At 59.3% G+C, this 23,475-nt stretch carries 15 protein-coding genes and 6 pseudogenes; 11 read left to right on the top strand and 10 right to left on the bottom strand.

Annotated features, from left to right (window positions below; translation table 11 throughout):
- The first annotated feature begins 13 nt into the window (after positions 1 to 13).
- Positions 14 to 907 carry an NAD(P)/FAD-dependent oxidoreductase gene (locus tag IVA80_RS32465; RefSeq protein WP_256467551.1) on the top strand — a complete coding sequence of 298 codons (894 nt, stop codon included), beginning with the start codon at positions 14 to 16 and terminating at the stop codon, positions 905 to 907.
- 86 nt (positions 908 to 993) lie between these two features.
- On the opposite strand, the pseudogene IVA80_RS32460 reads toward IVA80_RS32465, so the two are convergent.
- From IVA80_RS32460 to IVA80_RS32435, 6 genes and pseudogenes are all read right to left on the bottom strand, one after another.
- Positions 994 to 1,390, bottom strand: a pseudogene (locus IVA80_RS32460) (ferritin-like domain-containing protein); the annotation flags it as partial.
- 312 nt (positions 1,391 to 1,702) lie between these two features.
- Positions 1,703 to 1,990, bottom strand: coding sequence for a hypothetical protein (locus IVA80_RS32455; RefSeq protein ID WP_247439018.1), 288 nt, complete (start codon positions 1,988 to 1,990; stop codon positions 1,703 to 1,705).
- Between the two features lie 826 nt (positions 1,991 to 2,816).
- Positions 2,817 to 3,395, bottom strand: a complete 579-nt coding sequence (locus tag IVA80_RS32450; protein ID WP_247439017.1) for an aminodeoxychorismate/anthranilate synthase component II — start codon at positions 3,393 to 3,395, stop codon at positions 2,817 to 2,819.
- Positions 3,392 to 4,180: an aminodeoxychorismate synthase component I gene (pabB, locus tag IVA80_RS32445; protein WP_247439015.1), complete on the bottom strand. Its 789-nt coding sequence runs from the start codon at positions 4,178 to 4,180 to the stop codon at positions 3,392 to 3,394. The genes IVA80_RS32450 and pabB overlap by 4 nt, the downstream gene beginning before the upstream one ends.
- Complete coding sequence (locus IVA80_RS32440; protein ID WP_247439095.1) at positions 4,177 to 4,743, bottom strand: hypothetical protein; 567 nt, start codon at positions 4,741 to 4,743, stop codon at positions 4,177 to 4,179. Before IVA80_RS32440 ends, pabB begins: the two co-directional genes overlap by 4 nt.
- A gap of 139 nt (positions 4,744 to 4,882) precedes the next feature.
- Positions 4,883 to 5,209, bottom strand: coding sequence for a Dabb family protein (locus IVA80_RS32435; RefSeq protein WP_247302589.1), 327 nt, complete (start codon positions 5,207 to 5,209; stop codon positions 4,883 to 4,885).
- Between the two features lie 982 nt (positions 5,210 to 6,191).
- On the opposite strand from IVA80_RS32435, the gene IVA80_RS32430 reads away from it, so the two are divergent.
- The 6 genes and pseudogenes from IVA80_RS32430 to IVA80_RS32405 all read left to right on the top strand — a co-directional run bounded on the left by IVA80_RS32430 (position 6,192) and on the right by IVA80_RS32405 (position 12,186).
- The gene (locus tag IVA80_RS32430) at positions 6,192 to 6,359 is read left to right on the top strand and encodes a DUF3551 domain-containing protein (RefSeq protein WP_346348049.1); all 168 of its coding nucleotides are present in this window, start codon (positions 6,192 to 6,194) and stop codon (positions 6,357 to 6,359) included.
- 1,262 nt (positions 6,360 to 7,621) lie between these two features.
- Positions 7,622 to 8,494: a 3-methyl-2-oxobutanoate hydroxymethyltransferase gene (gene panB / locus IVA80_RS32425; RefSeq protein WP_247389316.1), complete on the top strand. Its 873-nt coding sequence runs from the start codon at positions 7,622 to 7,624 to the stop codon at positions 8,492 to 8,494.
- Between the two features lie 14 nt (positions 8,495 to 8,508).
- Positions 8,509 to 9,361, top strand: a pseudogene (gene panC, locus IVA80_RS32420) (pantoate--beta-alanine ligase).
- A gap of 369 nt (positions 9,362 to 9,730) precedes the next feature.
- Positions 9,731 to 10,003 (top strand): hypothetical protein, encoded by a 273-nt coding sequence (locus tag IVA80_RS32415; protein ID WP_247439101.1) that lies wholly within the window; start codon positions 9,731 to 9,733, stop codon positions 10,001 to 10,003.
- A 670-nt stretch (positions 10,004 to 10,673) separates the two neighbouring features.
- A complete protein-coding gene (locus IVA80_RS32410; protein ID WP_247439011.1) occupies positions 10,674 to 11,810 on the top strand; it encodes an MFS transporter in 1,137 nt (378 codons plus the stop codon).
- 58 nt (positions 11,811 to 11,868) lie between these two features.
- On the top strand, positions 11,869 to 12,186 hold the full coding sequence (locus tag IVA80_RS32405; RefSeq protein ID WP_247439010.1) for a hypothetical protein: 318 nt from the start codon (positions 11,869 to 11,871) through the stop codon (positions 12,184 to 12,186).
- Between the two features lie 880 nt (positions 12,187 to 13,066).
- On the opposite strand, the gene IVA80_RS32400 is transcribed toward IVA80_RS32405, so the two are convergent.
- Together IVA80_RS32400 and IVA80_RS32395 are read right to left on the bottom strand one after the other, a co-directional pair.
- Complete coding sequence (locus IVA80_RS32400; protein WP_247439008.1) at positions 13,067 to 13,255, bottom strand: recombinase family protein; 189 nt, start codon at positions 13,253 to 13,255, stop codon at positions 13,067 to 13,069.
- Positions 13,256 to 14,044: 789 nt separating this feature from the next.
- Positions 14,045 to 15,055: pseudogene (locus tag IVA80_RS32395) on the bottom strand (IS110 family transposase).
- A 471-nt stretch (positions 15,056 to 15,526) separates the two neighbouring features.
- On the opposite strand from IVA80_RS32395, the gene IVA80_RS32390 reads away from it, so the two are divergent.
- From IVA80_RS32390 to IVA80_RS38775, 3 genes and pseudogenes are all read left to right on the top strand, one after another.
- Positions 15,527 to 15,850, top strand: a complete 324-nt coding sequence (locus tag IVA80_RS32390) for a hypothetical protein (protein ID WP_247439006.1) — start codon at positions 15,527 to 15,529, stop codon at positions 15,848 to 15,850.
- 558 nt (positions 15,851 to 16,408) lie between these two features.
- A pseudogene (locus tag IVA80_RS32385) lies at positions 16,409 to 16,567 on the top strand (transposase domain-containing protein); the annotation flags it as partial.
- Between the two features lie 2 nt (positions 16,568 to 16,569).
- Positions 16,570 to 16,692: a hypothetical protein gene (locus tag IVA80_RS38775; protein ID WP_346348048.1), complete on the top strand. Its 123-nt coding sequence runs from the start codon at positions 16,570 to 16,572 to the stop codon at positions 16,690 to 16,692.
- A 186-nt stretch (positions 16,693 to 16,878) separates the two neighbouring features.
- Here the strand turns inward: IVA80_RS38775 and IVA80_RS32375 are convergent, their stop codons facing one another.
- Positions 16,879 to 20,028 carry a hypothetical protein gene (locus tag IVA80_RS32375; protein ID WP_247439004.1) on the bottom strand — a complete coding sequence of 1,050 codons (3,150 nt, stop codon included), beginning with the start codon at positions 20,026 to 20,028 and terminating at the stop codon, positions 16,879 to 16,881.
- 713 nt (positions 20,029 to 20,741) lie between these two features.
- Positions 20,742 to 21,032 (bottom strand): annotated as a pseudogene (locus tag IVA80_RS32370) (transposase domain-containing protein); the annotation flags it as partial.
- A 162-nt stretch (positions 21,033 to 21,194) separates the two neighbouring features.
- Here IVA80_RS32370 and IVA80_RS32365 point away from each other — a divergent pair.
- Positions 21,195 to 22,579 (top strand): annotated as a pseudogene (locus tag IVA80_RS32365) (ISNCY family transposase); the annotation flags it as partial.
- Positions 22,580 to 23,475: the final 896 nt, after the last annotated feature.

Below are 23,475 nucleotides of genomic sequence, written 5' to 3'. Positions count from 1 at the left end.
ACGATTGTTCCGCATGCATGGGAAAGTGGACGCGTTGATTGTAGGTGCGGGCCCTGGCGGGCTCATGGCAGCAATCTACCTTGCGAGGTTCAAACGAAAGGTCGTGATCATCGACGCGAACGCCAGCCGCGCAGCCTTGATTCCCGAGAGCCATAACTTGCCTGCATTCACACACGGAATATCGGGTGTCGAACTGCTCGCGCGCATGAAGGAGCAGGTGGCGGCGCTCGGCGTTCAACTGGTCGAGGGCACAGTAGATACCCTCTCGGGAGAGACGGGCGGCTTCGTTGCCTCTGTGCGTGGCACAAACATCCGGGCGTCCAAAGTCGTGCTCGCGACTGGGATCGTCGATCGGCATCCCCCCATGAAGGACTGGGTGAGTGCCGTCGCGCAGAGCCTGCTCCGCTACTGTCCGATATGTGACGGCTTCGAGGCGCGTGGCAAGAGGATAGGAGTTGTCGGGCCGCTGGATCACGCGATCGGCAAGGCGCGGTTTCTTCGCGGCTTCACGGCGGATGTCGTGCTCATTCCAATCGACGACTTACAGGAGGGCTCGATGGTGGCGAAGACGGACGAGGCAGAGGTGCAAACCACCGCAGCCTTGGCGCGCCTTGAAAAGCGTGACCGCCAAATCGTTGCGCGGTTGGTCGACGGTTCTTCGGCTGAGTTTGACGCGATCTACGCCGCGATGGGGAGCGAGGTTCGTTCCGAGCTTTCGCTCGCGTTGGGAGCGGATCATACGGCTGAAGGTTTTTTGAAGGTAGATCAGAAGCAGCAAAGCACGATCAGCGGTCTCTACGGGGTCGGCGACGTCGTCAGCGACTTGCACCAGATATCCGTCGCCTTCGGGCACGCCGCTGTCGCGGCCTGCCACATCCACAATAAGCTGCCGCTGAACTATGCGTAGAGGTGCGCGCACCCCATCCGGTTGCCAGCCGTTCTGCAGCGAAACGGCGCCTACGTGCGGCGCCGTCTAGCCGCAGCCGGCAAATACTATTCCGCCTGTTCGAGTGCGGTCGGCATTCTTGCCACCGACATCAGCGATCGGGAGACCTGGTTGAGTAGCTGATCCGAATTCTCTTCTTCAGCCAGCGACTTCGACAACAGTGCGACGACAGCGCTGTGACGAAGTTGTTGGGCGAGGTTCTTTGCCGTCGTGTAAGCCGAGATCTCATAATGCTCCACACGCTGCGCCGCTCCAATCAGCGCGAGGTCGGCGGCCGCGTCCTCCTTTTTTTCGCCTTCGGCGATGATCTGTTGGCCTTCCTCGACAAGCCCCATCATGCCCTTGCAAGGTTTCGCGCGCGCGGTCTTGCCCCAGCAACTCGAAGCACTGATTGATGCGCTCCACCTGGTGTTCGGTCTCGACGAGATGCTGCTCAAACAGCTCAATCGCCTGCAAGGGCTCTCTAAGGGCTCTCTGGGAATCGGTGTCCTTTGCTCTGATCGCAGCGCCTCAGTTCGGGGCGAGAGCAAGTAGAAGTCGTCGGGCCGTGTGACTACCCGCCAATCGCGAATGATGCCGTCGAACTCGATGCCGACCAGACGGGCTTCCGAGCAGATTTCTGCAAGAATTTGGTCGGGCCGTGTGGCGAGGCGCTTTTCCGGTTCAGACAATATGGTGGAGACGCGCCCGGGACATGCCTGAACGTCGTCCGGGACTGCTCCGAGAAGGTGGTCATCGAGGTACCGGGCGAGAACGTCATGCGGTTGACGGGCGCGCCTCCAGATCCATCTGAAGCGCTGCTGCCGGCATTGTCGGCAGTGTTAGCATCCGCTCGTTCCACTTCTGCGGCCCAAAGGCGTCATTGAGCAGCTTCTTCGCCGGCACCCAATGAGCTGCAAGTATGACATGCGCCGAGCGAATCTCCTCTGAACCAATCCGAACGCCGCATACACCGCCCTCTTGAAGAATCAACGAGGTGACGGCCGCGCCCCGATCGACAACTCCGCCGCGCACGCGAATGCTTTGGGCGACCGGATTAGCCATGACCTCCGTCATTCCGCCCGAGAATGCAGCAAGACCAGAACTTGCGCGTGCACTGTTCGCCGCTGGGCACGTCGAGGTTATGGTCAGGGCTCTTCAAAAGAGGCTCAATCTTGACTAGCGCGAACTGGCTTCGGGAGCACAAAAGGCCCAACTGTCCTCACTGGCGGGCTCCTGCACGCGGTTGTGATGAGCATTGAGGAAGCCGTGTGATGTAGTTCACAAGCGGCAGGTATCACCAGGGATAGCGTGCGCGCCTCAACTGGAGGGAAGCGCCATGCAATTTAATTGGACAACCTCTCGAATGCTCGCTCTGACGGCCGTTGTTTTGGTGGCGGCTGGCACCACTATGGCAATCGGTACTCCTCGCGCACTCTTTGAGCCGACTTTGGGACAAGATTGGCAATGCAGCCGAACCATGCTGCTCGTGACCAGTTGTTCACACAGCGCAAAACCAGGGTGAGCCGGCCGCTCCCCTGTGCCGTTCCTGATCGGAACTGTATCGCCAATGTGCGGAAGCGAACAGAACAGCCGTTTGACCTGTGAGTAAGCTCGCGCTCGCTTGGCCTTCTAAGGTTCAAGCGCCTCCAGCGGCCCCGGCCTCCGCGACCCCAAAAGCCCCATGGCCAGGGCCGTCTTTAAGGCTACCGATGGCCCATGCCGCCGATGGACCCTTCGACATTCAAATGGAAATTTCCGAACCTCGGCGCCGAGCCGGCCACAGACGCCTCAAACGAACCGCGGCTCGATGTCCGACAGCCGCATGTCGTCGGGCCAGCGATCGACCGGAAGCGCCACGCTATGGCTGCACCAGTCCTCTACGGCCGCCTTAAGAAAGCTCTGCAAGCCGTAGGAAGTTTGCGAACAGTACGTCCCCTTGTGGGGTGAGTATCGACTCCGGATGGAACTGCACGCCATATGTTGGTTGATCGCGATGGGCGAGGGCCATGAGTTCCCCATCATCCGAGAGTGCTGTCACCGTCAGGTGACGGGCAGATGACGGATCCAATTCGACGATAAGCGAATGGTAGCGCCCCACGCAAAGTGGAGACGGTAGTTCTTTGAACAGCCCGCCGCCTTCATGTGTGACATACGAGGGCCGACCATGCATAGGATGACGTGCGCGCGTTACGCGTGCGCCGAACACGGTCCCAATGCACTGGTGTCCGAGACAAATGCCGAGAATTGGCACCTGACCCGAAAGTTCACGAACGACGGCTGTCGATATTCCAGCCTCAATTGGAGTGCACGGACCGGGGGAGATGACAACCGCGCGGGGCCTGAGGTCAGCAAGTTCGCTCACATCCATCGCGTCGTTCCGGACGACACGTGTTGCTGCACCAAGCTTCCGAAAATACCGCGCAATGTTGAAGACGAAAGAGTCGTAGTTGTCGATAATGACAATCAAGATGCACCGGAGTCTTCAGCAATGAATGCGCGAAAAATGCGCTCTGCTTTTGCAAGGCTCTCCTCATATTCGGCGGCCGGATCGGACATTGCCGTTATCCCGGCGCCTGCATGGAAGACGGCCTGGCCGTCGTCGATCGTTACGGTGCGAATGGCAATATTTACATCCATATGTCCATTGAATCCTATGTAGCCTATGGCCCCGCAATACACCTCTCGCGCCACACGCTCGATATCCAGGATAATTTCCATCGAGCGTACCTTGGGAGCTCCGGTAACTGAGCCGCCGGGAAAGCAGGCCCTAAGTAGGCCCACGGCATCCTCTCCGTGTGCTAGCTCACCCGTAACGACGGACACGAGATGGTGCACCGAGGCATAGGACTCGAGATTGCATAAGGACGGGACGTGGACTGATTCAGGCGTGCAAACGCGCGAGAGATCATTGCGCAGGAGGTCGACGATCATGGTGTTCTCGGCGCGGTCTTTCTCCGAATCTACCAGCGTCTCAGCGCGACGCCGGTCTTCCTCGCAATCAGCAGAACGCGCCACCGTCCCCTTGATAGGTCGCGTTTCGACCTGTCGCCCGTCAAGCTTTAGGAAACGCTCGGGCGAGCTCGATGCAATGGTGAGCTTGCCATACCGAAGAAGGGCGGCAAAGGGAGCCGGATTCATTTTCCGCAGCTGACAATAGAAGGCTATCGGATCGAACGAGTTCGCCAGGCGAGCGCTGAAGCGCTGCGCAATGTTGACCTGGAAGGCGTCACCCGACAGAATGAGATCAATCACGCGTTGTACCGCCGCGATGTATCCCTGGCGACTGAAGTTTGAATGCCATGAGCCGGCCTGGCCTGGTGTAAAATCAGGAGGGGGGCTGAGACTGTAACCAGCCCAACAAATTCTTCGGCTCTTCGGCGAGCTCTCTCACGCCGGCGAACCGGATCCTGCTCCGGCCACCCGGTAGAAAGGACCCAGCATCTGTCATGGCGGTGATCGAAGCTTATCACGACGTCGTAAAGATGTAGGAGGGCCTGAGGCAAGCGATGCCCCCCGATGCTCGGCACCGGCAATCGCTCCAGCGTCCTGTTCAGCTCGTATCCAAAAAAGCCGGCGGCGCCGCCCTGGAATGCCGGGAGATCGGCGCGATGCATTTGCGGATAGTTGGCTAGCATAGCGCGAAGTGCCGCCCACGGATCGCCCACAATGGACTCTCCGTTGCAAATACCTCTCCCGTCCGCGATTATATAAGTGCTGAAGGGATCGCACGTCACATACGAGTACTGCCCGAGCACCGCGTGTCTCGATGCGCTATCCAGGAACGTGAGGTGCCTCCGATGCGAGAGGCGTCGCATGGCTGTGACGGGCTCAATCCACTGCAGTTCCAATACATGCATTAGTCTGTCGCTCAGCGATACATGGCTGATTGTAATCCCGCCCGGCGAAGGCGAGCCTCACGGGCACCCAAAAACCCCTACGTGCCTGCCAGGTTAATTACGCCCGCGGGTAGGGCCTGCCAAATGGCTCCGCATCTGTTGACATGCTGTAATCGGCCGCAAGACGTAGCTCTCGGAGCGGTCTGACCTGCCGGATCGACTCCTGATAAAGCTCGTGCGCTTTATAGGCTTCGAGTTCGACTTCGTCGTCGAATTCACCGTAGACGATCACGTCAATTTCGTTGCCAAGCCGGTCACTCTTGCGGTTGCGAGCGACCTCAAGCCGGCGTGCATGCGGGATTTTGGCGAGAACGGAAAGGCCGTCGACTATTTTGTCGACATGTGCCTTATCTTTTGCGGTGAAGAATACGATGTGTCGAATCATAGATGACCGTCGGTAATCGCGAACATTGCGGTTTGACTTCGCCCAAAGCGACAGAAGCCTCATCGCAAAGTCTGCAAGGCTCGGGCAGCCGCTCAGATGCCACTGCACGGCAGGCTCCCTGCACGATCGCGCTGGCGGGTGTTTAGCTCGATTCTTCCTCCGCCATTACGCAAGGTAGACAATCTCTGAGACGAATTTCTGCATCGAAGTAAGGAACCGCCTGATCATCAGTCGCTAGGACAACTTTCAGTAGATGCTTCCGTCGACGGTCATTAGCTTCGCGCGGATCTCGTGCATGAAACGGTCTCACTTGCAGGATCGCCGCATAAGAACTGCAGCAAAATGCGCTCTTTCGTTGAATACAGGCTGGGTCATAAAACAGAAGGGGGAATGCCGCCGCCAGCCCCTGAAGCGTTGACATCGACACGTGACTTCAAGGTTGAATCCGCTCTTCGGCTGATCACCGCAGAGAGATCGATCGTGAAACTCTTTCATCGCGGAACGTGGCGATAGTCTCAGCCATACATGGCGCCTGGGAGGAGCTTATCGTTTCGGCGCTGCTCGTCGCGAAGCAACGAAGAAAGGTAGTACCTGGTGCACATGCTTGCCTGGAGGCGCTTTCAGCGCGCAGCTGCATCGCACCGGAAGCTGCGCTCCCTTCCGGAAAGTCGCTGAAATGCTGCTCCGCCTTCGCCGAAGTTTTGGCAAAATGGCCGCCCCAGGTGCCGCGGTTCTGATCGAGCACTCTTAGACTGCCTTCACTTGAACCGCGTCGCTTGCGCGCGCGTGAAAGCCCAACGCGCTAGTACTTCGGTGGATGCGATCGCCCAGGGAAGCGCGGCTGCCATTTGCTTGATCAACATCAATAGATGTAATTCGATGGTCTATCCTTAAGCAAAGCCTAGCGGAGGCAAGTCATGCGCAATCTGCTGTTTGTCGCTGCTAGCACTTCCCATGCTAGTTGGCTTTGTCTCGCCTTCGAGTGTACGTCCTACGACCCGCTTGGCAGGACGCTCATTGTCTGCAAAGATCGTATCTGGGGTATCCTGGCAACTGCCAGTTCTCGTCATTTTGTCAGTGCATGGCCACTGCATCGGGCACGGACGCCTATTGCGGTATCGACCTGACCTACGCATTAGCGCGGCGGTAGAACGATCGCGCTGACAACCAGTACAAGACGCCACGAAAAGACGCACAAGGGGAATGCGGGGGTGTTGTTACGAAAAATCGTGTCTTCGACGAATAGTAGTAGTGGTCTTTGAACGTGTGCAGCAGAAGCTGCTGACCCCGCAATGGCGGCCGCCGTTAGGTTGCGACCGCACTACTGCGTCTTAACCCTGCTTAGCCCTTTTTGCATCGCATGACTTGGCTGGCCGTGTCAAACCGTCGACTCTTCGATGGCCTGACGCTTGGGCTGCCATGGCTGCTGCGAATTGAGCAGCAAGCGGAGGCAAGCGCACCGGCGCCTCAGGTCAGCGACGCCTCTAAGCGGCTCGCCTGACAAGTCTGTACGCCCGGGTTATCCACACGCCATCGAATTAGCGGCGGCAGACGCGCGTCTGCATAGCTTTCACGGTCTGCTGCGCTGGAAAGCACTCCCATGCTTGCATTTGACGAAGGCGGGGGCGGTCACTCCGAGCTCGTTTGAAGGATTTCATCGCGGAATTACGCCCAAACGCAATTTCGGCCGACAGGCAGGGGTTCATCGAACCAATCGATCGCGATATGCCGCTACAACAGAGGGTGAGCGCGAGGCCTGTTTCGGGAGCTGGAAAATGCCAAGTATCCTGGAGAAGGGATTGGAGCAGGGCATGGTACGCAATTTCTATCAGCTCCGTATGGGGAAGTATGCCGGAGCGTTGATTCAGCGCAGCAGGTGTGAGCGGCAACAAATCCTCTGGCTGCAGTTGAACTTGATGAGGCTCGGAAACGAACTCGCTCGGGTAGAGTATTGCCTCCGGGGCAGAGCCAGCCAGTCCGACATGCAGGAGATGCGGTTAAGACAACGCCGCACGCAAATTGCGTCAGAATGATCGCATCGGCGCGCCCTGAGGCCCAGCGTGACGCAAGGCGCTTCCAAATGACAATTTGAATGGGGGAGTTCTTGCTTGATGGTCGGGCGACCATTGGATTTTTTATGCACGCGTCTGCTACTTTGGAGACGTATGTTTCCCTTTCATGGTTGACAGTTTTCACTCGTCCGCCATAGAAAAAGGGTGGTCCCCCGGGGATGCGCGCAATACTCAACGGCTTCGGTCGCAAGAATCGGATTACCGTTCGCCTAGCTTATTCGGTGACGCGGGAACCTCGGAGGGCCGTGGCTTCAAAATCGTAGGCGACCAGGTGAGATCAAATCAGTATCGCTTCGAGCTGCGAAATCGACCTGAGGCCATCTGACGGAACGGATCGAAAATGAGCCACGCTTCGGAAGTGTCAGTTGAGCGGATCACGATTCCAATCCTGCAGCGGTGGAAGCAGGAGCGGCGGCGTGTCGCCATGACCACCGCCTACGATGCGGTTACGGCAGGCATCGCTGACCCCATCGTCGACATCATTCTTGTCGGCGACAGTGTTGGCAATGTCTGCCTCGGATTCGACAACACGTTGCCAGTCAGCATGGCGATGATGAATCATCATCTCGAAGCTGTTGCGCGCACAAGGCCCCGTGCCCTGCTCGTGGCCGATATGCCGTTTCTTAGCTTTCACCTTAGTCCGGAGGAGACGATACGCAACGCCGGAGGGTTCCTGCAGCGAGGCGCAGATGCAGTGAAACTCGAGGGCGGAGCCAAGCGCGTGGAGATGGTGCGTGCCCTGGTCGATTGCGAAATTCCCGTCATGGGCCATCTCGGCCTCACCCCGCAGAGCGTCAATATCATGGGCGGATTCAAGGTGCAGGGCCGGAAAGCCGATGACGCTTTGCGGCTGCTTGATGACGCTCACCGTCTGCAGGAGGCCGGATGCTTCGCGTTGGTGCTTGAAGGCATTCCGGCCGAGCTAGCCCAGCGAGCGACCGAATCGCTGTCGATACCAACTATTGGAATCGGCGCGGGTCCCGGGTGCTCGGGCCAAGTGCTCGTATTCCATGACGTGCTGGGGCTGACCGAAGGTCATCGGCCCAAATTCGTTCGCGCCTATGCTGATGGTTTTCAGCTGTTGCAGGAGGCGCTGTCGCGCTGGGCTACCGATGTCCGCAGTGGAGCGTTCCCGGCGCCGCAAGAGTCCTATCGGCTTCCTGAAAGCCTGGGTAACATCATCGCAAACTGGGCTCCTCCCAACCCAACCTGATGTAAGGTGCTACGATGCAGACGATTACGACGGTCGCTGAGCTTCGTCGTGAGCTCGCGAAGGCTTGCAGCGCGGGCAAACGCGTCGGGCTCGTGCCGACAATGGGCTATTTGCACGATGGCCATCTGGCCCTGGTCAAGGCGAGCCGAGCGCAATGCGACGTCACCGTCGTTAGCATCTTCGTCAATCCGACTCAGTTCGGACCAAACGAGGATCTCAGCAGCTATCCTCGCGATTTCCTGCGCGATGAAAAATTGTGCCGCGATGCCGGTGTTGCGATTGTCTTCGCGCCGGGTGCACAGGAAGTCTACCCGGCTCAATTCGAGACCTTCGTCGAACCGGGCGAATTGGCGAAGCCACTATGCGGGGCTTTCAGGCGTGGGCATTTTCGCGGCGTCGCAACCGTCGTATGCAAGCTGTTCAACATGGTGCATCCGGACGTCGTGTTTTTCGGGCAAAAGGATTTTCAGCAATGCGCGGTCGTGCGTCGCATGGCAACTGATCTCAATCTTCCCATCGAGATCGTCACCGTGCCAACCGTTCGGGAACCGGACGGGCTCGCGATGAGCAGTCGCAATCGGTATCTCAGCGAGGAAGAACGTCGGCGAGCCGTTGCCATCAGTCGTGGGCTGTTCGCCGCGGCGGATGAGTTCCGCTCAGGAGTGCGGGAGGTGGACAAGCTGATTGCGATCGCCGAGCGACATCTTGAGACAGTTGATCGGCTGCAATACCTTGAACTTTGTCGATGGTGATACGCTCAAGCGCGCCGCGAGTCCGCTGCGGCTTCCGGCGGCGCTCTGTGCCGCAGCCTACGTCGGTTCGACCCGGCTGATCGACAACGTACTGCTCGCGTTGCCAACTCTGTAGCGCAATTCAGAACCAAATCGATAAACTGTTTTCTTTTTATCCGTTTCGCCGGCGTCGTCGGTGTAACCCTGGGAGTTCCGACGCAGCCGCCCCTCGCGCTTCGCCGCGGCAAGATTTATCGCCGGGGTAGGGCGAAGTGGTCGAAACTAATGCGCACGTAGCCCGCGTCGACCAGGGCTTCCGCGATTCCGACTGAAAATGACGCACGACTTCTGGGGCAGGGCGTATTCGCCGATCTTGCACTGCTGCTTCTTGAAGGAGGGAATATGCGCGTAACCGAACACCGGACAAGCGATCCGGACGGAGTTCGATGCATTTGGCCACCGTGTCTAGCACTACAGTTGCAATTTTCGGGGTGGTTCTGACTCTATGGGCGACCATGATTCGGGATTTGATGATTGGTGGAGCGTCGGTCGAAGATACGCAACGCTGTGGGCTTCTTTGTTGCGACAGGCCAAGCAACGGATTCGTCCGCTGTTTACGGAGGAGCGGGTCGCGATCTCGGCGGGGCAGTTTCTCGATGGACGTTGGGGCAACGAGCCGCGCATCCCTCCCGCACACGGAGAAGCATCAATGCCGGTCCATGTGCACGGCCAATTCGATGAAGAAGTCGTCAATCGCGAGCCGTGGCGGGGGCGTTGACAAAGACCATGAGTCTAGCAGGCACATAAGCCTCTGCGTGCCTTCCATGATCAAAGTGTTTATGTCGGCGTCTACACCGCGATGTCGGTTGCCACAAGCTTTGGCAGGCTACGCAAGCCTAGAGTAACCGGGTTGCAAGCCCATCGCCTCGCATTGAGACCGATTGCGATCGGCAGATGGAATTTCATCTCGTTGTCAGCTTTGCGACTGAGCCATATTGATTTGTCGCGGATATGACTACAGAAGGCGAGGCCGCGTTGGCGCGCTGAAGGGCGCCACGGAATCGTAATACGCGGTCTCGAGGCGCACTCGGGTGCTTCGTGCTCCTTCAGTGCGCGACCGCGCTCATCAATCAGCAAGTAACAAGCTTGTTGAGAGCCCCCAACGCTCCATGCCTAGCCGGCACACTTGCCCGATCGTATCGAGTTCGGATCGAGACGTCACGTGCGTTTTCGCGGTGGCATCGTATTTGCAATCAAAGATGTCGTCGCGGATCGAACTAGAAGAGTGACGATCGACGCGATCCGATATCACGCGCTGAACCGTCCGGCATGGCGGATTGCGCCAACAAACGATGTCCTCTCGACCGCCGAACCTGCGCACTCTCTGTCGCTCGGGAGTCCGTCGCTGGTACAGCGCCCGCGAGTCGTCTATCAATAAGGTCCCTGTCATGGCGTCTGCTGGTCAACCATCCTCTCGGTTAGCAACGCGTCTTGCATTCTTCGTTCCCGGGTTTGGCTTCGGGGCCTGGGCCCCGCTCGTACCATTTGCGAAAGACCGGCTGGCGGCCGATGACGGCGTGCTTGGCCTACTACTGCTCTGCCTGGGTGCTGGATCCATCATCGCGATGCTTCTGACAAGTGTTTTGAGCGCCCGCTACGGCGTCAGGCTGATCATTCTTGTGGGTGGGCTTAGTCTCGCGATCATCCTGCCGTGCCTCACGACAGCTAGCAAGTTGGCGCTCGGCGTCGCGCTATTCGCCTTAGGCGCCTCGATAGGCTCGATTAGCGTGGCCGCGAACATTCATGCGATCGAGGTGGAGCGCACGGCGGAGTGCCCGCTGATGTCCAGCTTCCACGCTCAATTCAGCATCGGGGGACTTGTGGGGTCTGCAGCCATGACCGCTTTTCTCTCGCTGCAGATTGACGCATTTGTTTCGACTGTGGTCTGCTCGGGATTGATAGTGATCGCGATCATGCTGGCGTGGCCGCGATTGGTACCAACGGCGCAGGCGGACCAGGGACCGTCGTTCGTTCTGCCGCGTTCCATCGTGCTCCTTCTAGCCGCGATTGCGGCGATCGCCTTCCTTATCGAAGGCGCGATGCTCGATTGGGCTGCCTTGTTGGTCGTCGGCGCTGGTCTTGCTCCAAAGACGCAGGGCGGCTTAGCGTATGTACTGTTCTCCATAGCCATGACGGTGGGACGCCTTGCTGGCGACGCCGTCGTCGAACGCGCGGGGGACCGCGCGACACTTATGTTCGGAAGTCTACTGGCCATGGCAGGTTTCGGAGCTCTGCTGGCCGCACCGGTAGCCGTCATCGCCATGGCCGGCTTGCTGCTCATTGGTCTTGGCCTATCGAATGTCGCCCCGATTCTGTTCCGGCGCGCCGGCACGCAGGAGGCGATGCCCGTTGGTCCGGCGATTGCCGCGATCATGACGGTTGGTTATGCGGGAATTCTCATTGGACCGGCTGGTATCGGGTTACTGGCCAAGTACGTGGGACTGCCGGCCGCATTTGGGGTCCTAGCCGGGCTCATGTGCCTCGTCGTGCTCTTGGCGCCCATCGTGACGGCGAACACACGGTGAATGCGTTTGAAACGTGACAGAGCGGCACCTCGCGCGCAAGAGAAGCTTCGATCGTGGCTTGTCTCTGATCGAGCAGACGGCAATGAGTTGGCTAGCTGATATCTGCCTGGCGCCGATGATCGGCTACTTTTTGCTGGCCCCAAAGCGGTGCGCTTCTCCGGAAGTGCTTCAGGCCCGGCGATTGGTGGTCCGCGCGCTTCCAGAGATCTGCCTTCATGCCTACATGGGTCGCTTGATGCGCTTGCTGTTCGCCCAATCATTGCTTCATCCCAGGCTTCTATACCTGAGTGAATCCGCGCTTTCGGCTGTTCGCAAGCTCGAGTTTTCAACCCGATTGCGCAAAGCGGACGTTCGCCGAGCAGGCGTTGATACCTAACGGACTTGGAAATACCGGCATCTGGTATCTCGCAGCCCATGGACAGGTTTGTGCGGTGGCCTTAACCAATCGAATTCTGCAAGCCTAATCGATTTGATATCCATTCTTTCTCGGGACTAGCCCGACGTTCGAAGCCGAGACAACGTCGCGGGTGCGGGCGGTGCTCGATAAGTTCTGCGAGAGTGAGAAGGACCACGAGATCGGCCTTAGTACGGATATCGCTTGGAAGAGTTTCGAAGTCGGCACCAGAAGAGAAAGCTCGGGTGACGCGTACACGATGTGGAGATGTTGCAGTTCTTAGTCCGCACGCTTTCTCATGGGCATGGTTGGGTCACTTCGTTCCCTTAGGATGGTGCCGCGCTTATCGCAGACCCTGCAGATGAACCGCTCCTTACAAGGCGGACGTGTGTCTGGCCACTAGTCGAGCCTAGACCGTGACGAGGTACTGCCGGACATTGGCGGCGACGATTGTCGGGTTTGAGATCAATTTCGACCACCGACGCTCCCCGCATTATCACGAAGCGCCTGCACCCTTTGGTTTTCAGAGTTGGTATGCGGCCTGGTCCGTTCGGGGCAACATTATGGCGCGAGAATCAGGATGAGAGCGCGTATTGCCTCATGAAGGGAGTGTTCCCGAAGACGTGATCGTTGCCTCATCTATTTTGCTCCCGCGAAGACGGACGGTCGGTACGGGGGAGGCTGGTCGTGGAGCTGGCCGGGGTTGCGCAACGACAGGCTTCCCCTGTACCGGAAGCGGGCGCTGTCACGGCACAACCGGTGCCTCGTCGAACCGCTCCGCATGATCTGCCGATCCATCAGTAGCGCGCTTGCCTGCTCGCTGCGTCACGATTTGATGCGGCGCTGCAGCTTTTGCAGCAGCTTATCCGGCCAAAGTGACGATGTTTACGTTGGCATAGGCCATGCGCTTGAACACGCTAGCGATCTCTTCCTGATCACGTGAGAGACGATCCATCGCCTCCGCCAGCACCACTTGAAACCGCCCGCGCAAGGCGTCGGTAATAAGCGCTCTGGCTGCCGAGGCTCTCGAAGAGGGCAGGGATGAACCCAATGATGAGATCCTCGACATGTTCGAGACCCTGCATGAACGGCTCGTGCGCGCCGCGAGCGCAGTCGCTGACGAGATCGCGCGGCAGGCGATGAAACGTCAGCGGTGAGTGAAAGAGGGGCGTGGTCACCATTGATAGCCAGCAGAGCGAAGCATGTAGGCGCAGCGTCTAGATGTGCTCACCTGTAGCCCGTTTCGCCCACCGACAACAGACGATCCTCTTCCGATCGGTGGTGCGAGTCTAGAATCGCTATTACATTCGAATCGCACTCTCTCTTCGCGTCTATGCAGAATTTCTGCCAGATGACGGTTTGTGGACACGCGGTCTACTGATCCGTCGTCGCATCGCCGATAATGACTTCGCCTTCTTCACCACCTGGTGCCCAGCGGGAACAGCCATTGACGCTTGTCTGTCAATTGGCCCTTTAATTGCGGATTGATGTCAATTCTCTTTTTGAAGCCATTCGGCAAGACGGTAGCGCTCGACCCGTCGGAGCGGGTCGGGTTGCGGAGACGGGGCGAGCGCGGCTGGTAGATCGATAGCCAGCTCGGTAGTCGTGGGCCGATTAGCCGTTACCTAAATCTCAATGCGATCAGCTGCCCGTCGCTGGGGTCATGGTCCTTTCCGAGGTCGCAAGCGCCTCATGATGATGTCCGGATCGGGTGCCTCATCGTTTGCAACGGTGTGCGGGCGAGCCCGCCACCAGCCGATTGACCGAGGTCACCACGACCACCGTCCCAGCGGGACATCGCCGGGCCCGGCGGACCGGGCCAGGAACTTGCAAAATAAGGTCAGGCCGGCGCGTGGCCCCAGTCGAACGACGTACCATCGACCCAAATGCAGTGGAGGATCACAGCGATCTTGCGCGCAATGGCGACCTTTGCCTTTTTCGTGCCGACCCGCTTCGCGAGCTTTGTTCCCCAGGCCTTGAGGGAAGACCATTTTTTGGTCCGATAGAGAAGGACGGTCGCTGCCTCGGACAGGTAGGTTCGGAGAAGCCTGTCGCCCCATCGGGATATCTTGCCACTAGTGTTAGTTTCACCAGATTGGTTGCGCCGAGGTGTGAGGCCGAGATACGCGCCGACTGTCGAGGCCGATCGGAAGCGGGACGGGTCATCGATCGTATGGCGGAACGTCAAGGCGGTCAGCACTCCGACACCAGGAACCGCATCAGGCGACCCGTCGTCTCGTCAGACTTCGCCAATCGGCGGACCTCGTCGTCGAATTTACTCTGCTGCTGGCAGATATGCTCATGAATCGACAGGAGCGGCGCAATCACGCTGAGAAGCTGATGATCCTTGCCCAATAGCTCGCTTATCTGATTGCGGAACAGTTGGGCAATGGCGCGAGGGAATAGCAACCCACATTCCTTGATCAAACTGCGGACCTGGTTCTCGATTTCCCGGCGCATGGATACGAGCCGGGATCGCGCGACGAGTATCGCGCGGATTCTCCTCGCTTTTAACTTTGACTTCTCGATACCACCCGACCCGCATCAGTTCGGCGAGGCCCCGAGCATCATTCCGATCGCTCTTGTTCATGCGGACCGATAGTGCTGCGAGTGCATGCCTAGCATCGATGCAAACCACGGGGAGCTCAACTCTACGAAGCTCGTGCCAAAGCCAGCTTGCCATCCGCCCGTCTCAAAGCCTATACGCCAATGGCGCATGTTTACGAAGCAGCTTAGATAGATCGCCGGGATCAGCCTTGGCCTTTCCTTCAAGAATCGCTTGACCAGTCTCGTTGACCACGCAAACCGAAGTCTCTCTTCGCGAGACATCCAGGCCGACGTATTGCCTCATGACAGCTCCTCCGAATCGCTTGATTGCGAGAGCTCGATGATAACGGAGCTTTCGTGCGCCGGGCGCTGACCGCAATTACGTCGTCGTTTGCAAATTTCACCCCGCGTAGTGCCTCATCTGCAAACGTTACCCTGATGGCGACCTTGCAGCAGTCGACCCGATGTTGAGTGATTGGCCGCGCCAGGTGCCTTTCCAAGTTGGCTCGGTAGGAGGGGCTGTGGGCGGGTCGGGCCCTACATAGCCGAGCCGTCCACAACCCCGGGCGATGGGGCACCTGTCATCGCGTCGTCGAGCGGCTCCTGAGCGACCAGCTGTTCGGCAGCCTTCGGTCTGAGCGGCCCTCAGCAGACGCTGCACGATCGAATACTGTCTCGTCCCAAACTCGTCGGGATATTTCTCGCTCAGCCGGCAGGCAGTTGCGACCGCATTTAATTGCGGCTCCTCGATGAGCCAGCCCTCGATCGTAGCAAAATGCGGGTCGAGCTTGGACGGCGTGCGAACCCTGGTCTTATAAGGCCGACGGCGGCGGCGGCGGCGGTGCGTGGCACGCGGCTCGCCGGCCGTCACCGTCTTGCCCAGGGCCTTCGCGAACTTCGCTGCGGCTGCCGGCGCGGTGCTCGTGCAAGCGGGTTGCAGGCCGCGCGCCTGTCCGACACGACGATCGGCGCGATTGCCAAGTTCCTCCTGGATTGCGCGAATCTCGGCCAAGAGCGCGACCGGATTGAGCGAGCGATACTGATCGTGCAGCCGCCGCTTTACAGCCGCGGTCAGCTTGGATGCGCCCGCGCGCGCTGATAGGGTGTCAACGGAGCATGATAACGCTTGATCACCTTGGCCCCTTCTCGGCGCTTCTCCTTGAGCTTGAACGACGGCTGAAAGAAGTTGACGTAGAGTTGCCGCCGCATAGAGGCGGCCCATCACGTGCGCCGTGTCGAGGCCATCGAAGCGGCCGTAGCCCATCAAGCGACGCACAACGGCACCATTCTTCTGCTCGACGAACGCCTGACCGTTCTTCTTGTAGGCACGCGAGCGCGTCACCCCGAGCTTCGGCTGGCGCACCGCGGCGCGACGACCTCGTTCATGAACGTGCTGTCGTTGTCGAAGTCCACACCGCGTAGAAGCCAGCGGAACCGGCTCTGTGCGTGTTTCATAGCCTCGACAACCAGCGAGCCATCCCGCCTCACCAACGGCAGGCACTCCGTCCAGCCCGTCGCGATATCTGCCATCGTCATGGTCTGGATGAACGATCCCGCCACCGACGTGCCGCCAGGGGCGACCATGTCGACCTCGCAGAAGCCCGGCGGCGGGCTGTCCCAATCATTAAACGTCCGGATCGGAACTTCCCGCCGGATGACGCTCATCATGACGGCGCGTCTCAACAACATCGATCCGAAAGCGTGGCTCGCCGACGCCTTCGCGCGCATCGCGGACATGCCACAGAGCTGCCTACACGAGTTGCTGCCGTGGAATTGGACGTCTCTCACGTCGACGTCCTCCGCTCAGGCGGCGTAGCCATGCACGTCAACAAAGTTCATTCCGTCTTCACCATCGGTCGCGTCGCAAAGGACCTCGGCGAGGACGAGGACTGGCTCTGGGATGTGGCCAACGGAGTGGACCCGGAGGGTGGCGTCATCTAGGTTTACAGCATAGGTGACGACGGCGTCATGGCGTTCACCGACTCGGCAAACCTGATGGAGCTCATCAGGATGCACAGGGAAGACCCCGAACGCCTCAGGCGGTGGAATCGGTGATCCCCTGTCCGCGGCTTATCTCGGATGGATACACTTCAACCAGCTGCACGCGCTATTCAGTTGAAGCCGACATCACCCACTTAGCCGGTTTCGCAGTGCCTGCCGATCGACGACGAGGTAGAGGAGGCTCAGGTCTGCCTGCCGTCTTCCCGCGAGCCGTCTGACCAGCGCCCGGGTACCGTCGACCACAAAGACACCGCAATCATAGTCGTTCCTCTGCCTGCGTATGTCGGCATCTTCCAAATGGGCTCCCACCCGCGCTGCGAGCGTTTCTGCAGGTCCGGCATTGTATGGCTCTAAGGAGTCGTAGTGATAGGCAACCGGCCTGTCGCGATCGCGGCGATCTACCAGCAGAAACGACCAATGGGAGCCGCGGTCAAGGAGGTCCGTAGCGCTCGCATCACTCACCGGCAAGAACAGGAAGTCGGCCGTATCGTTGCCATTCAGATCGTTGACAATGCGATGGAATGCGTTCAGGGCGTCGCCGTCCGTACCATGGCCCACCTGAAAGGCGATGAGAGGATCGACGAACCGGGTCCGGGCGGCGAGGTTTGGATTGCTTTGCCGCAACTCCTGCGACAGGAGCTCGTAGTCCCGCTGGATATGCGCGTCACCCAGCCATTCCCTGGCTCCGAGCACCCGTCCGCTGCGGTCGCCGCCAGAGGCACTCGCCGTCGAAGCGCCGATCCGGGCATCAGGAACCGAGGATGGGCCAGGGTGATGGATCAGTTGGGCGTCGCGGCGTCCTCGCGGCCCCAATGCGATGGAGTAGGTCTCACCGTTGATAGAGACCGGCTGGGGAGCCATTCGCGAACTCGGCAACAGCATTCTATTGTCCAGTACATCGAGCAGGAAGTCCGGCACCGCCTGTGAGCCATGCTGCCAATCCTCGCCGACGAGATATCCGATATCCTCGAGCTCTTGCGGCTTGCCTGATGGACCGATGAAGAACGGCGGTCTGCCGGTCGGGCTGAGCACCGGCCTTGACTGGGCGTCGTCACGCATTTCCTGGGGTGTGGACGGCAGATCAGCGAAAGAAGTCAAATCGCGGTAGATGTCTGAGGACCGAGCTGGCGCGCCCTCCGGAGTTGGCCACTCGAAGCCGGACGGCACTCGTGGAGACCAGGTTAAGCTCGAGCCGGCCGGGTCCTGCCAACCGGCCGGTCCAACCGGGCCTTGCGGCGCCGGCCACTCACTTGGATCGAAGTCGGACGGCACGCGCGGGGACCAGGTCGAGCTCGACCTAGCCGGTTCCTGCAAGCCGGCCTGCCCAAACGGACCTAGCAGCGGCGGCCACTCACTTTCGGACGGCGGAGTCGGCAAATCTCGCGCCCAGGTTGAGGTTGAGTTCGAGCTAGCCCTCTGCTGAGGGACGGTCACACCCAGCGCTCGGTTTGCCTCAACGAGTTGCAGATATTGCCTGAGCTTCTTGAGACTCAGGCCAAGTTTTCCTTTGGCTTCCGTGAAAGCCCGGTGGTCTGCGTCCAGCGAGCGTCGCTGCTCACTATTGCCGTTGATTCGGCTCGCGATGCTCTCCCTACCCTCTGTGCGGAGCCAATCACTGAACTTGCGTTGGGCCGAAGCAGTATTACGAATTGTTTTTCTTCTCTGTTCGGAAGCTGGGTCGAGGTTTCTCAGCTCTTCCTTGGCCAGGCTCTCGATCAGGCTGGCGTCATCGTCATAAGGACGAAGTCCTTGTTGGGGCTCGAGACCCAGGTATTGTCGAAGGAGATCGAGTGGGGCTGTCCGCTTTGTGGCTATGCTGAACGCCGCATAATCTGCGCTCAATGACGACTGCTGCTCAGCATTGCCCTTGATACGGTCCATGATGCTCGGCCTGCCCTCTCTTTGAAGCCAATCACTAAAGGAGCGTAGCCTGGAAACCATCGCCGAAGCGCCGCCTTTCTCCTTGCGAGTCGCGTCGGAGCCAAGCTTGGATAGAGCGTCCGTCAAAAAGTCATTGATGATGGAGACGTCCCCCGGATGAGCCGACAATGTTTCGCGCCCCATCAGGCGGGGCCCGGCACCGACAGCTTGGAGCCCGTCAGCCCCGATCCTGCGGAGATGAGACAATGCCGCGCTGAGGCGGTCACGATCATCGCCGCCAGCTACGAAGTACTGGTCGATGTCGTCGGCGAGCGACCTTGGCTCGTTGAATGCCCGAGGAGCCAGGGGCTCCTTGCTCTGCGCTCGGAGCCAACGAGCAAACGCGTTGAGCGCCTGCACATTTCCCTTGATCGTAGCAAGCGGGACCTTACCAGTCCCGCGGCCTCTGGTACCATCGGGAGCAACTCTGTAGTCTTTGACGTTTTCCACGAACTGGCGGATCATCCGCTCGTCTTGGGGGTGCATCGGTTGCTCTCGCGTACCCACCCCAGCTGGAGCGGATATGGGATTTCCAGCCTGGAAATTCTGGAGTGTATCCAAGGCTCCACCCACATAGTTCCTGCTATTGGCGCTCGCCACCTTCTTAAATTCATCTTTATAGGCTGTCAGCAGATCAGCATTGCCAAGCAGGTCGTTCAGAGTGACGCCTTTGGGTTGGAGGAATTCGCTGAACATTCGAAGAGCCATCACATAATTCTCGATCGTCTTCGTCTTACGGTTCGCGCTGCCCAATGCCGTCTTGAACTCTTCAATCAGCTCCAGGTCTGCTTCGGACGGGCGACTGCGCTTTGCAAAGTCGATGCGAAGCTCCGAGTAGACGTCATCAGACGCTGGGCCGCCGGACCACTTCTCACGGTGGTTTCCTCCAAAGACTTTGCTTAACCCTGATTTGACCCGAGAGAACAGTCCACGCGGCTTGTTGTCCTTCGTCCGCGCCGTAGGTTGTTCCTCCGAAGGCGCTGCGTAACGCATGCTGCTGAATGGCCTGTCCCGCAAGTCAGACCGGTAATTATTTGCAGCCGAGCCAAGATGAGCGTGCGGAACATCGACACTGTGACGCGTGCTGCTGAACGAATTGTCCCGCAGGTTGGACTTTGGCCGCATTCGCATCGAACCACCAACGTCCGTACGCTGCATGTTTTCATGCGGCCGTGCGGCTGGAGTGTCGGGGGAACTAACCCCGGAACTCTCCTCAGGAGAGCGGAGTTGCAGCTCGCCCAATTGCTGCTCGAAGCCAGCTTGATCCGCAGGGTCAACGTCGGTCTCTTGCCGCGCATGCTGCAGCTCGGCGTACCAGCGCATCCAATCGTCCGGATTGTTATAGATGGGTTCCACACGACTCTCCCTAGATGAGGTGACTCTTCATAGCTGCCCCGCAGCCACACTCCGGTGCACTGACCACAGAGACTCCGGATTCAAAAAGCCGGACGTCAAGATTCGCCAAATTGAACAAAAAGGGACCGTTAGCGCCGCTCCGAGCTCGTGCATTACTCACGCCTGCCCAGCCTTGGCTGCTGCAGAAAAGCGCCCCGGCTCCTGGGCAACAGGTGACCGCTCGCCAAACCTCAAAACAATCCAGGAGAAACGAAACCCAAATACTCGCACGATCCAAAAAGCCACGGTGTTGCCGCCCTCCTTCCGGGCAAGATCGCATGCGGCACATCGCGATCGAAATTGGGCCGCCCCATTGCTGTTGGAAGGCGTCCGGGTTTCGATACTTGCACTGCAAGCTCTGCTTCCTCATCAGTTCTTCAGTTCAACGGCCTCACATTCGCTACAACCAACCGAGCCTCTCCTAGTGATCATGAAGCTTCAGAGCGAAGGCCGCATGTATGATTCAGACTGTACAACCTGACGCTACGTAGACTTCAAGCCCCCATCGCTGTCGCGTCGAGCCTGGTTGGCTTTCATACCCGTTTCAGGATGCGGCAAATCCTCGCAGCTTGGTGATCTACCCCCGCTTTCAAGCACCTTAATTGCGCGAGGCGCCGCGGCCGATGAATACCAAAGACGTGTTGGCAGCGGCGTAAGCGCGAAGCTTTGGCCATTCAGGCTTGGAAGTTCCAGGGCATGAGAGTATCGATCTGAGAGATCGGCCAGCGCCGCGCGATCCGTTCGAGAGTTTGCGTGAGCCAGGAGTGCGGGTCGACGTCGTTCATCTTCGTTGGTCTGCAGCAGCGTGGCGATGGTGGCCCAGGTCCGGCCACCATGGCTGCCCGGAAGAGCGCGTTTTTTCTCGTGATGGTTGGTGGCCGGATTGCGCGCTCGACGGTGTTGGAGTCGAGCTTGATGCGACCGTCGCTTAGGAAGCGCTCGAGAGCGGTGCGCCTGGATGTGGCACACGGATCGGCCTCAAGCGTGCAGGGCATCATGGCGGATCGTCCCGGTCGGAAGCCATACGAGGATGGCAAGAAGTCCGTTGAAATGTTCCTGAATGCTGTGCTGTGCCTGCCTCACGTAATTTGCTCCCCAGTGGGATGGGACTGCGGGCGCGATAATGAGTGAGGCAACTGAGCATGGCGATTCGGAGAGAGCTGACGGCCGCTGTGGGGCAGCGCTACAGAGAGGCGAGCCGCGCGGAGAAGGCGCGAATTCTGGACCAGTTTGTGCTTGGGACGGGCTTGCATCGAAAGCATGCGATGCGCCTGCTCCGAGGCGAGATGAGGCAATCCTCGGTTCGGCGCACCGGTCGCCGGATTTACGAGGAAGCTGAACGAAATGCGCTGGTAGTTCTTTGTGAGGCGTCCGATCGGATCTGCGGCAAGAGGCTGAAAGCGCTGCTGCCGCTCCTGATCGAGTCGATGGAACGGAACGGTCACATGGGCCTGGCGCCTGAAATCCGTGCGAAGCTGCTGGCGGGGAGCGCGTCAACGATCGATGGGGCGCTGGGCAAGATCCGAGAGGAAGGTGGACGCCAGCGGCGCCGCCCGGTGGCGAGCACATTGCGACGGAATCCCGGTACGGACGTCCGCCGGCTGGAAGGATCCGGCGCCGGGCTTAGTCGAAGCCGATCTGGTCACTCACAGTGGGCCCTCGGCGCGCGCCAGTTTTATGCAGACGCTGGTGCTCACGGATATTGCGACCTGTTGGACGGAGTGTGCGCCGTTGCTGGTGCGCGAGCAAACGCTCCTGAGCACCGTGATGACAGAACTTCGCCGACAGCTGCCGCTCTCACTGCAGGGCATGTGAGCAGACGAACATCGAGTTCACGCGTTGCAACCCTACCGCAAGAACGACCAGGCGTTTATCGAACAGAAGAACGGAGCCGTGGTCCGACGCATCGTCGGTTATCGGCGGTTTGAAGGACTTGAGGCGGCTGCGTTGCTCGCAGAACTCTATCGCTCAGTGCGCCTGTTCGTGAACTTCTTGCAGCCGTCGTTATAGCGCGATGGCGCACGCGTCCGTAAATCTTATAGTGCACCGACGACGCCGCATCAGCGACTGGCAGCTGACCCACATACCTCCGATGCGGTTCTGGCCCGACCGCAGGAAATCTGCTTCAGCTTGGACCCGGTCGCGTTGCTGCGTAACATTCGGTCTGCGCAGCAACATCTGGCCGACCTTGCCGACGTGAAGTCGTCGGGCGATTCGATTACTGCGGCCCTTCTTCCTCGCCAGCTTGCGAACGGCTTGGAAAGAGGGCGCATCTCGACGGACGGACCGTCCGATCCTCAAAGCGAAGCGAGGTCGTCGTCCTCCTGATCCGCTCGTTCAGGCGACCCCACAGCTGCAGGAGTGGTTCAAGGCCGAGCCGTGGCGAAACGGCGCCGAGCTCCTGACAAGGCTACAGGCGGAATATCCGGGCGCGTATCCGGATAAGTTGCTGCGAACGCTTCAGCGCCGCCTCAAATCCTGGCGCAGCGAGCGGGCAAGCGCGCTGCTGTTTGGATCGGCAGATCATGCAGAGCGGTTCGACGAGGCACCCGTTGCACGGAGACAGCACCCGCTTCCGACACGGGGGAGGCCGGTCGTTGCGCAGGCCTCCCAGGTACCGACCGTCCGTCTTCTCGGGAGCAAAATAAATGAGGCAACGATCGCGTCTCCGGGAACATTCCTCCATGAGGCATACGGCAGTACCGCTTGATTGTCGCGCAGCGTCAATCAGCGCTTGCCAAGCCGGCGGCCAGCGTCAATTATCTCCTAACTCGGCCGCCTTGTCTCACGTTGATTGACGCGCCATAAAGTCCGGACATCGGGCCTGGAGCGTTGTTAACGCCGGTGCTCCGCGCGGGCTTTTCCATGTGGACACCAACGGGATCTCTCAGGTTTCCTGGTGACCCATCCCGCACCTTTCCCCTGATCCGAGACCCCGGCCGAAGTCGATGAGCCTGGCCATAGCGGCTTTCCCGGTGCTGCCCCCAGACCCAACACGGCGAAGGCTTCAGCACGACCATTGATTTCGAGGCGTCCGGTCGAAAGCCAGACCGTGGATCGCATGGCGGCCGAGCTGCAGATGGAGGCGTTCCGTTGAGCCGCACCGGGCCAGGCTTCGGCCTCGCCCGATTTTTCGTTTCGCCATTCAGGGCCCATCCCTCCGAGGACCGGTTTTTCGCGGTCGCGGCGAGCATCGTGTCGATCACAGGCGGAGCATGGCCGCTAGTGTTCTGACTCATTCATTCGCATCCCGCTTTTGTGATTGCGAGCGCTTTTTTGGCTCGGCGGTGCTTTGCGAGGATGGACTTTGCGCTGGCGGTCCACTTGAAGGGCTTTGGGTTTTGGTTTCGATGCTCGATCCACTCGTCAATCGCGGTTTTGAGTTCGCTGACGTCGTTGAAGGTTCCT

The organism is Bradyrhizobium sp. 139 (assembly GCF_023074175.1).
Lineage (GTDB): Bacteria > Pseudomonadota > Alphaproteobacteria > Rhizobiales > Xanthobacteraceae > Bradyrhizobium.
Note: the sequence above shows the minus strand (reverse complement) of the source record. Positions and strands in the feature narration are given on the sequence as shown.

Excerpts from the sequence above, each read along its gene's own strand:
- IVA80_RS32415 (WP_247439101.1), top strand. The coding sequence starts at position 9,731 with ATGGGCGACCATGATTCGGGATTTGATGATTGGTGGAGCGTCGGTCGA.
- IVA80_RS32440 (WP_247439095.1), bottom strand. The coding sequence starts at position 4,743 with ATGCGACGCCTCTCGCATCGGAGGCACCTCACGTTCCTGGATAGCGCA.
- IVA80_RS32455 (WP_247439018.1), bottom strand. The coding sequence starts at position 1,990 with ATGGCTAATCCGGTCGCCCAAAGCATTCGCGTGCGCGGCGGAGTTGTC.
- IVA80_RS32435 (WP_247302589.1), bottom strand. The coding sequence starts at position 5,209 with ATGATTCGACACATCGTATTCTTCACCGCAAAAGATAAGGCACATGTC.
- IVA80_RS32410 (WP_247439011.1), top strand. The coding sequence starts at position 10,674 with ATGGCGTCTGCTGGTCAACCATCCTCTCGGTTAGCAACGCGTCTTGCA.
- IVA80_RS38775 (WP_346348048.1), top strand. The coding sequence starts at position 16,570 with ATGCACGTCAACAAAGTTCATTCCGTCTTCACCATCGGTCGCGTCGCA.
- panB (WP_247389316.1), top strand. The coding sequence starts at position 7,622 with ATGAGCCACGCTTCGGAAGTGTCAGTTGAGCGGATCACGATTCCAATC.
- IVA80_RS32465 (WP_256467551.1), top strand. The coding sequence starts at position 14 with ATGCATGGGAAAGTGGACGCGTTGATTGTAGGTGCGGGCCCTGGCGGG.
- IVA80_RS32390 (WP_247439006.1), top strand. The coding sequence starts at position 15,527 with ATGCGGGTCGAGCTTGGACGGCGTGCGAACCCTGGTCTTATAAGGCCG.